The 14,171-nt window shown below is 37.9% G+C and carries 10 protein-coding genes and 1 tRNA gene; 8 read left to right on the top strand and 3 right to left on the bottom strand.

The genetic code is table 11. The annotated features are described in order from the left end of the window. Window positions 1-37: 37 nt before the first annotated feature. Both IPO46_04595 and IPO46_04590 read right to left on the bottom strand, forming a co-directional pair. Window positions 38-634 carry a bifunctional nuclease family protein gene (locus IPO46_04595; protein QQS63865.1) on the bottom strand — a complete coding sequence of 199 codons (597 nt, stop codon included), beginning with the start codon at window positions 632-634 and terminating at the stop codon, window positions 38-40. 118 nt (window positions 635-752) lie between these two features. Continuing rightward, a complete protein-coding gene (locus IPO46_04590; protein QQS63864.1) occupies window positions 753-1,268 on the bottom strand; it encodes a metallophosphoesterase family protein in 516 nt (171 codons plus the stop codon). 191 nt (window positions 1,269-1,459) lie between these two features. Here IPO46_04590 and IPO46_04585 point away from each other — a divergent pair, with 191 nt between their 5' ends. From IPO46_04585 to IPO46_04575, 3 genes are all read left to right on the top strand, one after another. Then, on the top strand, window positions 1,460-2,617 hold the full coding sequence (locus tag IPO46_04585; protein QQS63863.1) for a homogentisate 1,2-dioxygenase: 1,158 nt from the start codon (window positions 1,460-1,462) through the stop codon (window positions 2,615-2,617). 64 nt (window positions 2,618-2,681) lie between these two features. Then, a complete protein-coding gene (locus IPO46_04580) occupies window positions 2,682-3,089 on the top strand; it encodes a hypothetical protein (protein QQS63862.1) in 408 nt (135 codons plus the stop codon). Window positions 3,090-3,287: 198 nt separating this feature from the next. Continuing rightward, the gene (locus IPO46_04575) at window positions 3,288-4,031 is read left to right on the top strand and encodes a DUF3575 domain-containing protein (GenBank protein QQS63861.1); all 744 of its coding nucleotides are present in this window, start codon (window positions 3,288-3,290) and stop codon (window positions 4,029-4,031) included. 652 nt (window positions 4,032-4,683) lie between these two features. Here IPO46_04575 and IPO46_04570 read toward each other — a convergent pair. After that, window positions 4,684-4,756, bottom strand: a tRNA-Lys gene (locus IPO46_04570). A gap of 152 nt (window positions 4,757-4,908) precedes the next feature. Here IPO46_04570 and IPO46_04565 point away from each other — a divergent pair. The 5 genes from IPO46_04565 to IPO46_04545 all read left to right on the top strand — a co-directional run bounded on the left by IPO46_04565 (window position 4,909) and on the right by IPO46_04545 (window position 14,127). Continuing rightward, entirely contained in the window at window positions 4,909-5,718 is an 810-nt protein-coding gene (locus tag IPO46_04565; GenBank protein QQS63860.1) for an SDR family oxidoreductase, read from the top strand. 15 nt (window positions 5,719-5,733) lie between these two features. Next, the gene (locus IPO46_04560) at window positions 5,734-6,567 is read left to right on the top strand and encodes an SAM-dependent chlorinase/fluorinase (GenBank protein ID QQS63859.1); all 834 of its coding nucleotides are present in this window, start codon (window positions 5,734-5,736) and stop codon (window positions 6,565-6,567) included. Between the two features lie 20 nt (window positions 6,568-6,587). Next, complete coding sequence (locus tag IPO46_04555; protein ID QQS63858.1) at window positions 6,588-7,421, top strand: DUF2911 domain-containing protein; 834 nt, start codon at window positions 6,588-6,590, stop codon at window positions 7,419-7,421. 77 nt (window positions 7,422-7,498) lie between these two features. After that, window positions 7,499-9,196 (top strand): gamma-glutamyltransferase, encoded by a 1,698-nt coding sequence (gene ggt, locus IPO46_04550; protein QQS63857.1) that lies wholly within the window; start codon window positions 7,499-7,501, stop codon window positions 9,194-9,196. 257 nt (window positions 9,197-9,453) lie between these two features. Beyond that, the gene (locus IPO46_04545) at window positions 9,454-14,127 is read left to right on the top strand and encodes a translocation/assembly module TamB domain-containing protein (protein QQS63856.1); all 4,674 of its coding nucleotides are present in this window, start codon (window positions 9,454-9,456) and stop codon (window positions 14,125-14,127) included. Window positions 14,128-14,171 lie beyond the last annotated feature (44 nt).

Here is a 14,171-nt window from a genome sequence, read left to right as displayed (position 1 = left end):
GAAATTTATAGAATAACGTGAAAGTAAAAAACCTAAATTAATTTTTCTCCCTGCTTTTAATTTCATCCCTTATGGCAATGGCCCTTATATAATCTTCGTGTTCTAATACATCTTTTAATAATTTATTCAGCTCTTCAAGGTTCAAGTCTTTTAGGTTTTCCTTGCCGGTGGGATCTTCCTGTACTGTTGCACCTACGGCTTCAATGCCCTCTTTTTTACCTTCATCTTCCAGTAAGCCGCCGGCTTTTTCTAAAATATCTTCATAAGTATAAATAGGGCATCCAAAGCGCACGGCAAGCGCAAGTGCATCGGATGTGCGGCTGTCAATTTCTATGGTATCATTTTGAGAGCTGCAAACTAGTTTTGAAAAGAAAATCCCTTCCTGCAAATCATTAATCACAATTTCGTGGAGTTCTACATCAAATGCCATCATAAAATTTTTCATTAAATCATGCGTAAGCGGCCTGCCGGGGTTCATACGCTCTAATGCAACAGCAATTGCCTGTGCCTCAAACCCACCAATTACAATCGGCAGTTTTCTAAGGCCGTTAAGTTCTCCCAGTACTACTGCATATGAGTGCGTTTGGGTAATACTGTGGCTTAGTGCAACTATTTCCAGTTCTATTTTTTTCATATTGCCCAACAGCCCATTCGGGACTGTTTAATTTAACAAATATAAAACATTTATTCTTTTAGGTTTTACATTATGCAAACTTATCAATTTGATTTTATTTAAAAGATTTTTCCTGCTGCTAAAGCCTGCCTTCAACTTGTCGGCCTCTTAATCCAAGTTCAATTACTTCGCAATTTTTAATATTTTCCTCATCAATAGTAAACCGGGTAAGGGTACTCACTTTATGCCAGCCCTGGTTGCCAGCAGCGCCGGGATTGATGTGCAGGCATTGCAAAGCCTCATCGTACATAATTTTTAAAATATGCGAATGGCCGCAGATGAATAATTGCGGACGGTGTAACTGCAACTCTTTTTTGGTTTCCATATTATATTTTGGCGGATAGCCGCCAATATGCCGCATGAGCACTTTTACTTTTTCGCAGGTAAAAACAAGTTGCTCCGGAAAATCTTTTCTTATGCTGGCGCCATCAATATTTCCATATACGCCTTTTAAAGGTTTAAATTGCTGCAATACAGCAGCAACCGCTTCGCCAAAATCGCCTGCATGCCATATTTCATCACATGTTGCAAAATGTTCAAATATGGTTTTATCCAAAAAGCCGTGTGTGTCTGATAGTAAACCGATTGTTTTCAAAAATGATTAAATTTGGGGTAAAGTTAAAAATACGTTTTTTGCATTATGCCATTTCATAGAAATTTTATTTATATTATTGATAAAAGAAGCTGGAAGTACTACTTTCTGGTTCTGTCGCTTTGCAAAGGTTTTTGATTTTTTTTTGACTTTTTTCCAAAAACAAATTTTTCTTTTTATAAAAAATTAAACCAATGCCACATTATCACCAGTTAGGTAAAATACCCCACAAGCGCCATACGCAATTTCGCAAACCCGATGGCGGTTTGTACAGCGAACAATTATTTTCTACAGAGGGATTTAGTAATGACTATGCCCTTTTATACCATTGCCATCCGCCTACGCAAATTATTAAAACAGAGCCGCAGGTAGACATCTCCCCAAAAATTGCCGAAGAAAAAATGCTGAAACACCGCTGCCTGGAAGGGTTTCAAATAAAGCCTGCAAATGATTACCTGGAGAGCCGTATACCCGTACTGGTAAATAACGATTGCCATATTGTGCTGGCTGCGCCAAAGCAGGGAACCGGAAAATATTTTTATAAAAATGCCGATGCTGATGAAATGATTTTTGTGCATGAAGGCAGTGGCGTGGTAAAAACGCAATATGGGCAACTACCATTTAGCTATGGCGATTATATCGTATTGCCAAGAGGTACCATTTATCAAATTGAATTTAAAGAGGAAGCCAACCGGCTTTTTATTGTGGAATCATTTAAGCCGATACGCTATCCCAAAAGGTATATGAGCCATTACGGGCAATTGATGGAACACTCGCCCTATTGTGAACGAGACATCCGTGCACCACAGGATTTACAAACCTTTGACGAAAAAGGCGATTTTCTTATTCGTGCAAAAAAGCAGGGGATACTTTATGGCCTGCATTATGGAACGCATCCATTTGATGTAATAGGGTGGGATGGATGTTGCTATCCGTTTATATTTTCCATACACGATTTTGAACCCATTACAGGGCGTGTACACCTGCCACCACCCACTCACCAAACTTTTGAAACAGATGCTTTTGTGGTTTGTTCCTTTGTGCCACGCCTTTACGATTACCATCCACAGGCCATTCCAGCGCCTTATAACCATAGCAATATTGACAGTGATGAGGTACTTTATTATGTAGATGGAAATTTTATGAGCCGTAAAAATGTAACCAGGGGAATGATAACGCTGCACCCGGCGGGCATTCCGCATGGGCCGCATCCCGGCGCTGTTGAAAAAAGCATCGGCGCAAAAGAAACCCGGGAGCTGGCCGTAATGGTAGATACCTTTAGGCCTTTAATGCTTACCGAACAGGCACTGGCAATTGAAAACGATAAATATATTATGAGTTGGGCCGAATAATTTTTTAACCGTTAAAAAAATGATTTATATTCATACTCAATTTTATAAATTTTAAACCGATGTTATGCTTAAATTTAATGAACTTAGAGAAGGCAATTATGTTTTTGCCGAAAATGATGGCGACAGCCGCCGTGGGGAAATTACAGAACTAAATACCGATGAAAAGCAAGTATGTGTGGACAATGGCGTGCAGAATTTTTGGTATGAAACCAATCAGCTTGCCCCGGTTGCTATAACAGAAGTAGAGCTCAATGGGTTTAAGTTTAATAAAGAAAAAATGGAAGACGGCTCTATAAAGTACTCTAAAGGCGCATTTAGGATGATGATACCCAAAGATGGGGATTTTTCGGCTTTTGAATTATGGTACAAAGATGAAAAAAGGCATGTTCCCTACAATATGCCGGTTCACATTTTACAAAATCATTTTTATGAAATGACCAAAATGTATTTAAACGACGAAGTTTTTGGATAAAAAGTATTTTTATTGATTTAATTACTATGAATTGCCAGGGTTTTCCCCGGCAGTTTAATTTTAATTTTAAAAAGCAATGAAGAAGGCGATATTGCCTTACACCAATCATTTTATTTAAATACTACTTTTCTCACATTTACATTAATTAAGTACATCCTTAGTTTTGAAAATAATTCTAAACCGAAAAGTCATTGTGCCATGTCAAATAATAAATTATTCTTTTTTGCCCTATTTGGACTTTTGGTAAGCACCCAAATTTTTGCACAGGAAAAAGAAAATAAAAGCAAAGAGCTAAATAATATTGTAAAAATAAACCTAGGCTCCATTGCCGTAAAAAATATAGCCTTGCAATATGAAAGGGCCGTTGGGAAAAAAATATCTGTTGCAATGGGAGTAAGGTTTCAGCCTTATGGTACAATCCCTTTTAAATCGGTAATTGAAGACCAGGTGGACGAACCGGATGTAAAAGTGGGCGATATGAAATTGGGCAACATCGCCATTAGCCCGGAGTTTCGCTATTATTTTGGCAAAAAGGCATTGAGGGGTTTTTATGTTGCTCCTTATGTACGGTACGCCAATTTTAAAACGCAGACCCCAATAAATTACACATCGGGCACCGATACCAAAACAGCCTTTTTTAAAGGCAATATCAGTTCCATTAGCGGAGGTATTTTATTTGGCAGCCAATTTAAGCTTTCCAAAAACTTTGTGCTCGACTGGTGGATATTGGGAGGGCATTTTGGCAGCTCCAACGGAAATTTAAAATTTACAGCAGCGCTTTCGCCATCAGACCAGGCCGATTTAAAAAGTACTTTAGATGATTTGGATTTGCCATTATTTAAAATAAAGTATGAGATTAATGACAAAGGTGGAACCATCAGCAGCAAGGGAGCTTGGGCTGGGTTCAGGGGTTTTGGGTTAAACCTTGGGTACAGATTTTAGTAATCATATTTTGCGTTACTTATTTTGTGCTTTGTTTCTTGTAACACACGAAACAAGGCATAGTTATTTTTCATTATTTTAAAATAAGAATGTACCTACTTCCCATAAAACAAAAAAGGAGCTAATTTTAGTGAACTCCTTTTTGTGATCCCACTGTCCCGATAACAATCGGGAGAACCCAGGGCCGGAAACCCAAATTGAAAAACAGGAAACAAATGAGTTATAGCTAACAGAATATTTATTTTTTTTCAACAATAGAATTTTCCTATTGCTTTAAAACAAAAAAGGAGCTCATTTTAGTGAACTCCTTTTTGTGATCCCACTGTCCCGATAACAATCGGGAGAACCCAGGGCCGGAAACCCAAATTGAAAAACAGGAAACAAATGAGTTATAGCTAACAGAATATTTATTTTTTTTCAACAATAGAATTTTCCTATTGCTTTAAAACAAAAAAGGAGCTCATTTTAGTGAACTCCTTTTTGTGATCCCACTGTCCCGATAACAATAGGGAGAACCCAGGGCCGGAAACCCAAATTGAAAAACAGGAAACAAATGAGTTACAGCTAACAGAATATTTATTTTTTTTCAACAATAGAATTTTCCTATTGCTTTAAAACAAAAAAGGAGCTCATTTTAGTGAACTCCTTTTTGTGATCCCGCTGGGACTCGAACCCAGGGCCCTAACATTAAAAGTGTTATGCTCTACCAACTGAGCTACGGAATCTTACCCCTTTTTTCAAAAGGAGTGCAAAAATAAGGGAATATTGGTTTGCTGCAAAAAAGTTTTGACTGTATATTTTTAATAAATAGAAGATTTTATACTTAATTGTTTTTCAGCAGCAAATTATCTCAGTAATTTTGCTTTAACGTATTAATATGAGCAATTTTTTTGAAAATAAGGTTGTAGCCGTTACTGGTGGTAGCGATGGTATTGGAAAAGCCCTTGTAGAAAAGTTGCTGGTTTTAGGAGCAAAAGTTGCCACCTGTGCCCGTAACCAGGATAAACTTTACGATTTGCAACTGAGCCATTCCACCATGCCTTTGCATTGCGTAGTTGCAGATGTAAGTGATTATAATAGTTGTGCCTTATTTATTAATAGTACCATTAAGCAATTTGGCGGTATAGATATTTTGATTAATAATGCCGGCGTTTCCATGCGTTCTTTATTAAAAGATGCAGAGCTGGAAGTGTTTAAAAAAGTAATGGATATCAATTATTTTGGTTCGGTTTATTGCACCAAACTTGCCTTGCCTTCAATTTTGGAAAGACAGGGAACCATAGTTGCCGTTTCATCTATTGCCGGCTACAGGGGTTTGCCTGGCCGAAGCGGTTACAGTGCAAGCAAATTTGCATTAAACGGGTGGATGGAAGCCATACGTACCGAGCTAATGGACGATAATGTAAATGTAATGTGGGTATGCCCGGGTTTTATTCGCAGTAATATTAGAAAAGCCGCTTTAAACAATAAAGGTGAACAGCAAGGCGAAAGCCCATTGGATGAAGCTTCGCTCATGAGCGCCGAAGAGTGTGCCTCTCATATTTTAAAAGCCATTGAAGAAAGAAAACGCACTCTGGTGTTAACATTCAGGGGCAAACAAACCGTATTGATCAACAAGCTGTTTCCATCCTGGGCAGATAAGCTCACCAGAAATTTCTTTTTTAAGGATGGCAAACTCGTAAAATAATTTTTTTACCATTTCATGGCAATAGTAACTTTTACCAGCGACGTAGGAACGGGGGATTTTGTTACCGCCGCAGTAAAAGGGCAACTCTTACACGCAAATCCTTCATTTACTATTATTGATATTACGCACAACCTTTCGCCCTTTAACTTTTTTCGCACTGCTTATGTTTGCAAAAATGCTATCAAAAACTTTCCACCGGGTAGCTTTCACCTTATACTGGTAAATGTATTTGATGAAAAACCCCACCATTTATTGCTGGCACAACATAATGACCAATATATAGGCTGTGCCGATAATGGCCTGCTTACTATGGTACTCGAAGAGTTGCCCCAGAAAGTAGTAGCTTTACCGCTTCAAAAAAACAGGCAAAAGAATATTATTTATTGTGCCGAGGTTTTGGCTACGGCATTTAATGATCTTGCAAATGGGAAGCAAATGGAAGATATAGGGAATGCCGGGGTTTCGATAAGCGTAAAAAATCCGCTAAAGCCAACTTTGGGGCCTAATTGGATAGAAGGCCAGATAATATTTATTGATAACTTTGAAAACGTAGTGGTAAATATTACAAAAGAAGAGTTTGAAGAGCAAAGAAAAGACCGGGGTTTTAAAATAGTATTTAGGAGAGATGATGAAATAGATAAAATTAGTGAAACTTACGCCGATGTACAGCAGGGCGAAAAGCTGGCTTTGTTTAATGCGGCAGGATATTTGGAGATAGCCATTAATAAAGGAAATGCAGCAGGGTTATTGGGGTTGCAGGGTTTTTCCGAAAGGCAGCACCAATCTATACAATCACAGGATTTTAAAAAACTTTTTATATACCAAACCGTAAAAATATTTTTTCAATAAACCGTTTAAAATCTAATGCAATGAAAAAAATAATTTATTCAGCAGCTTTAATTATTGCTGCATCAACGGCAACAGCACAGGTTAAAATGCCGGCGCCTTCACCCACTCAAAAAATTGTACAGGATTTCGGGCTTTCCAGTATCGAATTATCCTACAGCAGGCCAATTACCAAAGGAAGAAAAATATTTGGCGAGCTGGTACCTTACGATAAACTTTGGCGCACAGGCGCAAATGCTGCTACTACCATAAGGTTCAACGATCCGGTTGAAATAAAAGGTAAAAAAATTGATTCCGGCACTTATGTCCTTTATACCATTCCACATATAGATTCCTGGGAAATTATCTTGAATAAAGGAGTTAAAAACTGGGGTATTGATGGCTATAAAGAGTCCGAAGATGTAGCAAGGTTTTCGGTACAACCTACCCACATAAAACCATTGGTAGAAAGCTTTACCATTCAATTTACTGATATAAAAGCCTTAGGCGCCAACCTGGAAATACTATGGGAAAACACTGCAATAAGCTTACCAATTTCTGCTTATGGTATAGTAGAGCGAATTAAAGCTCAATTGGATGAGGCTTTTAAAGGGGAAAAGAAACCCAACTGGCAGGCGGCGCAATTTTATAATGAGTACGATAATAACCCTAAAAAAGCGCTGCAATATGTAAGTGAAGCAGTAAAAGACAACCCCAAAGCATTTTGGGTTTGGATTTATAAAGCAAAAATTGAACTTGCCCTGGGCAATAAAAGCACAGCTTTGGAAAGCTCCAATACCTCCCTCAAGCTGGCTAAAGAAGCAGGCAACGATGATTATGTAAAAATGAACGAAGACCTTCAGAAAAAATTAAAATAATTGTTTAAAACCCTGTTGCAGGCATTTGCCATTTTATTTGCAACAGGGTTTTTTATATTCTTATGTATTGTGTTTTAATGAAAATAAAAATGCGAATAAGTATATTACTGTTTCTTTTTGTAGTTGTTTCCGAAAATTTATTTTCCCAGCTAAACCCATTTTATTATTCACAGCAAAAGGTTATTGCTGTACACAAAGCGGCCGTAGTAAGCGCACATCCATTAGCCAGCAATGCAGGTATACAAATATTAAAAGCAGGCGGCAATGCTGTAGATGCAGCCATTGCAACACAACTTGCACTTGCAGTTGTATATCCCGGCGCAGGCAATATTGGCGGCGGTGGTTTTATGGTGGCCCGGCTGGCAAGCGGGCAAAATATTGCATTGGATTTCAGGGAAACAGCGCCGGGCAATGCATTTAAAAATATGTATCTCGATAGTGCAGGAAATGCACTTCAGTTACTCAGTAAAAACGGGCATTTGGCCAATGCCGTTCCGGGAACGATTGCCGGGTTATTTGCCTCGCTTAAATATGCCAAACTACCCTTTAAAAAATTAATTGCCCCTGCCATTAATCTTGCCGAAAAAGGCTTTGCCATAACAGATGCAGAAGCAGTCTCACTTAATGTATCCAAAGAAGATTTTTTATTGTACAATAAGTTTATTCCTGCATTTGTGAAAAAAACACCCTGGAAGGCCGGTGATATTCTTGTACAAAAAGAACTTGCACAAACATTAAGACGCATCAGCAAATTTGGCGCTGCCGGTTTTTACAGCGGGCTTACAGCAAAACTAATTGTAGAAGATGCAGCAAAAAATGGCGGGATTATTTCTTACGAAGATTTAAAAAATTATACGGCAAAAGAAAGAAAGCCCATTACATTTTCCTATAAAAGTTATGAAATTATCAGTATGCCGTTACCGAGCAGTGGCGGTATTTTACTCAGGCAAATGCTGGGCATGGTGGCAAACAGGAACCTGACTGCCTTGCAATTTCAAACTGCAGAAAGTGTACAGCTTATGGTAGAAGCAGAGCGCAGGGCTTTTGCCGACAGAGCAGAATTTATGGGAGATGAAGATTTCGTAAAAGTTCCAATAGCTACACTCATGAGCGATAAATACCTGCAGCAAAGAATGGCAGATTTTCTGCCTGGAAAAGCAGGAAGCAGTAAAGCCATAGGAGCAGGAGTAATTAAAGAACATGACGAAACAACCCATTTAAGCGTTGTAGATGCCCAGGGCAATGCTGTGTCAGTTACTACAACACTTAATGGAAGATATGGCAGCAGGGTAGTGGTAAAAGGTGCCGGGTTTATAATGAATAACGAAATGGATGACTTTAGCATAAAAGAAGGCGAACCAAATATGTATGGCGCTGTGGGCAATAAAGCCAATGCCATTGCCGCAAATAAACGCATGCTCAGCAGTATGACGCCAACCATTGTACTAAAAAATAAAAAATTATTTATGGTTGTAGGAACACCCGGGGGAACTACAATCCCAACCAGCGTTTTTCAAACTATAATCAATGTTATAGATTTTGGGATGGATGCAGAAGATGCGGTGAACAGGCCAAAATTTCACCATCAATGGCTCCCGGATACCATAATGATAGAAGATGATTTTAATAAAACCACTGCATTAAAATTAAAAAACATGGGCTACAACCTTGTAAACATTGGTAAAATTGGCCGTACAGAACTCATTTTATTAAAAGATGGTACAATACATGCAGTAGCAGATAAGCGTGGGGACGACGATGCAAGGGGTTTTTAATAAATTGATAAAATTGTAATCCCGTTTTCCATATACATGGTTATTAAGTATTTTTACCTTTTTACATTCAACCACTGCAAAAAGCTATTACTATATTAAAATGGATTGCATATTCGCTGGCATTCTTGCTGGCATTTGCTTTTCTTTCCCTTAAAATCAAACCTTCCGTTCATCCTGTTATTTTTTATTTTCTATTAACCGGTTTAACGGTAGCCTGGTGGTTTGTTTTTAAAAAAATAAAACATAAAATTGGCTTTTTGCTTTTCATTGTTTTGCTCTTTACTTCTTTGTGGGGCATTATTCAATCCTCTTCGGTACAAACCTGGCTGGTAAATAAAATTGGCGCCAGCTTATCCCAAAAATTAAATACTAAATTAAGCATCCAAAAAGTAGATATAAAGTTCTTAAACCAACTGGTATTAAAAGGAGTATTGGTAGAAGACAGGAAAAAAGATACTTTACTTTTTGCAGATGAGCTCAAGGCCAATGTTACCGATTGGTTTATTTTTAAAAATAAGGTAGAAGTTAAAAATGTGCAATTGTGTGATGCAGTAATTAACCTAAACCGTAGCGACAGCATTTGGAATTACCAGTTTTTAGTTGACTTTTTCAGCACCGGCAAAAGTAAAAAAACCGATAAGAAAGACCTGGCCATTGATGTTGACGAAATACATCTCTGTAATATCCGCATTTATAAAACAGATAAATGGGTTGGGCAGGATATGCTTTTGTCTGTTAAAAAAATGGATTTAATTTTTGATACTTTTGATTTATCTCAAAAAAAGATTTCCTTTAATAGTTTGGTTATTGATGAGCCATATTTTACCCAAAAAAGCTATACAGGCAACAGGCCCGCTTACCTGAAAAAACCTGCAGGCCATGCAGTAAGCAGCAACCCCAATACATTACAATGGAATGCCGCAGGCTGGCAGGTTGCCGGTAAAGGCATTAAACTTATTAATGGTGTTTATGCAAACGAAAAGCTCAACAATAAATTACCTAATACTTATTTCGACGGGAGCCACATGGTTTTTTCAGCTATAAATGCAACACTCGAAAATTTTTCTTTTCTAAAAGATACCCTTAGTGCGCAAATAAATTTACAAACCAATGAGCGGGGCGGGTTACAGGTTAAAAAACTTAAAGCCTATTTTAAATTTACTCCAGACATAATGGAGTTTAGTAACCTCGATTTGCAAACCAATAAAAGCAGGCTGGGAAATTATTATGCAATGCATTTTAACAGCTTTGGAAAAGATATGGGCAATTTTATTGAAAAAGTTACCCTGGAGCTGCACCTCAAATCAAGTGAAGTAAACTCAGATGATATTGCAGTTTTTGCGCCAGCGTTAAAAAACTGGAAAAAGATTTTTCAAATTTCCGGAGATGCCAAAGGAACGATACAGGATTTTAAAGCCAAGAATTTGCTGGTATCCACGGGCAACAGTTCATTCAACGGAAATTTGTCTATGGCAGGATTGCCAGACCTTAATTCTACTTTTATTGACCTTAAAGCCACAGAACTTCAAACAAACCACAATGATTTAAGTTTAATAATTCCCGGCATAAAGAACAGCAAAGTTGCTTTTCACAAACTGGGAAAAATAAAATACACGGGAACCTTTACCGGTTTTCCTAAAGATTTTGTTGCTTATGGTACTTTTCAAACCTCTTTGGGTGATTTCACATCCGACCTTAACATGAAACTGCAAAACGGGAAAGACCCTGTATTTTCCGGCAGATTATTTTCCGGTGGATTTAATATTGGCGCTTTACTCAATAACCTTAAACTGGGAATGGTTGCTCTAAATGCCAATGTTTACGGAAGCGGTTTTTCGGCAGATAAATTAAAAGTAAATGTAGATGGAAAAGTAAGCAGGATAGATTTTAGTAATTACGCTTACAGGAACATAACAATGAAGGGCAATTTTAATAAAAAAGCTTTTTCTGGTTTTTTCTCCATTGATGATCCCAATATAAAAATTTCAGAACTATATGGCAAGGTTGACTTGTCCAATAAAAATACCGTACTTAATGCTGATGCAATAGTGGACAATATCAACCTAAAAAATATCGGCCTGTCAAAAGACAACCTGAGATTGTCGGGGGCATTTAACCTTAATTTTACCGGCAATACCATTGATAATTTTCTCGGTAGCGCCAGCATTCATCATGCAAGTCTATATAAAGACAGTATAAAACTTTCCTTTGATTCGCTCAGCATTGTATCGCAAGTGGAAAACAACAGCAAAGTTTTAAAAATTGGCTCCAATTTATTGCAGGCAACTATTGCAGGCAAATTTAAAATTATGGAATTGCCCAATGCCTTCACTTTCTTTTTAGCAAAATATTACCCGGCATATTTTAAAGCCCCTAAAAAAGTAAGTGAGCAAAATTTTGATTTTAGTATCCAAACAAAAGAAATTGACGATTATGTACAACTGTTCAATAAAAAACTCAAAGGCTTTAGTTATGCAGATATAAAAGGTAATGTACACCTCAATAAATATGAACTAAACCTTGATGCCGATATACCTTCTTTTTCTTACGCAGGCAAAGAATTTACTAATACCCAATTTTCCGGCCGTGGAAACAGGGATTCGCTCAAAGCCGTATTGCTTGTTGATAATATTAAACTGAACGATAGTATGCAATTCCCAAAATCCAGGGTTTATATCACCGCAAGCAATAATGTTTCTGAAATACATTTATTTACTTCAGCCAATAAAACACTGGATCTTGCAGAACTCAATGCAACGGTTACCCACCGGGAAGATGGCTTAGAAATACAGTTTGCCCAAAGCTCTTTTGTAATGAATGGCAATAAGTGGCTGCTGGAAAAAGATGGAAAAATTTCTTTGCTTCCGGGAAAAGTTACCGCCAATAAAGTAAAATTTGTACACGATAACCAGCATATTATCCTTTCTACTGAATTAAATCCTGTAACCAACGAATCTGATTTGGTGGCCGATTTAAAGCAAATTGCCATAGAAGATTTTTTGCCCATTGTTTTCACCAAACCGGAACTAAAAGGAAACCTCACCGGAAAGGCCATTATTAAAAACCCGTTTAACAAGCCGGTTTTAGAATTTAAAGGCAATGCAGATAGCTTTTACCTGGATAAAAAATATGTAGGCGATGTACAGTTAAATACCCATGCCAATACTTCAACGGGCAAAATAGAGTTTCATGTAAAATCCGATGGTACACAAAATGCATTTGAGATAAATGGCAATTACAATACAAAAGATACTACCGGCACAGCAATGGATATAGTGCTTGCAGCAAACCGGCTGAACCTTAATTTACTTGAACCTTATTTAAAAACCGTATTTAGTGAGTTTAACGGCATTGCTACAGGCAACATAAGGCTATATGGCGCAAAAGATAAAATTTATATAGTGGGCCCTGCAAACATAAGCAAGGGTAGCGCCGTTGTTGCATTTACCAAATGCAAATATTTATTTGATCAGCAAAAAATTAACTTTCAAAAAAACCTTATCGAAATAAACAGCCTGCTACTCAAAGATACTCTGGGCAATTCAGGTATTGTTAGCGGAAAAATTCACCATCATTTCTTTAAAGATTTTGACTTTGAAAATGTACGGATGGAAACATCAAAAATGCTGCTGCTCAATACCACTAAAAAGGACAATAACCAGTTTTACGGCACTGTTATTGGCAACGCATTGGTAACGCTTGAAGGGCCATTAACCGACATGGTAATGAATATAAGCGGCCAGCCCAGTGTTTTCGACTCCAGCCATATTTACCTGCCCACAACCGATACAAAAGAAAGCAACAATATAGACTATATAGATTTTATAAAGTTTGGTAGCGAAATGGATATCAATAAAAAAGGTTCCCAAACTTCAAACCTTACCGTGAATTTAAATTTGGTTGCCAACCCTGCCTGTAAAATTGATGTAATACTGGATGAAGAAACCGGCGATATTATTAAAGGAGAAGGAAACGGCAGGCTCAACATAAGGGTAGGCACTATGGAACCCTTAACCATACGTGGCCGCTACGAATTAACCAAGGGAGAATACACTTTTAATTTTCAAACCATAGTAAACAGGCCGTTTACTTTAAGGCGGGGAACCATATCCTGGAATGGAGACCCTTATGCCGCTATTATTGATATAGATGCCGAGTACCTGGCCAAAAATGTGGATGTAAGCAGCCTTTCCTCAGGTACATCTGCCAGGGTAAAAGAAGATATTATCATCCTTTCTCACCTTTCCGGTATTTTAAGTAAGCCCGATATAAGTTTTGAATTTGAGCTTCCCGAACGCAGCGCCTTACGCAATGATTATATTGTAATTCAAAAACTGGCCGACTTTACCAATGATGCAAACACCATGAACAAACAGGTGGCCAGCCTGCTTTTATTTGGCGCATTTATTAATGAAGAGCAAAATTTTTTTTCGCAGCAAAATACTTTGGGCATAGCCACCAGCACTATTGGGGGATTGTTAAGCGGATGGCTTACCAATACCTTTAGTAAAGAACTGGAACGGGCAACCAATGGAATAGTTTCCACATGGGTTGATATAAACCCAACGCTTGACTTTCAAAGTACAAAAAACCAATTGCAGGCCAACATCAGGGGCGGGTTTAAATTTACACCCGGTAAAAGATGGGTTGTGTATTTGGGCGGTAATTTAGACTACAATAACCCTTATTTTGCCAACAGGAAAGGCTTGTTTACACCCGATATTTCCGTAGAGTTGTTGCTGAGAGACGATGGCTCGCTGCGTTTGGTTGGCTTTAATAAAACCGGCGTGGATTTTACCTCGGGCCAGCGCAACAGAACAGGTATACAACTTAGTTACCGAAAAGACGTAGATAAATTCAGCGACCTTTTCAAAAGCAGCAAAAAATTAAAAGAAGAAGAAGCCAGAAAAGTAAAAGAAAGAACAAATTAAGTTTCTGCCTTGTTTCGTGCCGCCTATTTCCAAAGAGCGCTTCA

The organism is Chitinophagaceae bacterium, assembly GCA_016699815.1.
In the GTDB taxonomy this organism is placed as follows: domain Bacteria; phylum Bacteroidota; class Bacteroidia; order Chitinophagales; family Chitinophagaceae; genus Ferruginibacter.
Note: the sequence above shows the minus strand (reverse complement) of the source record. Positions and strands in the feature narration are given on the sequence as shown.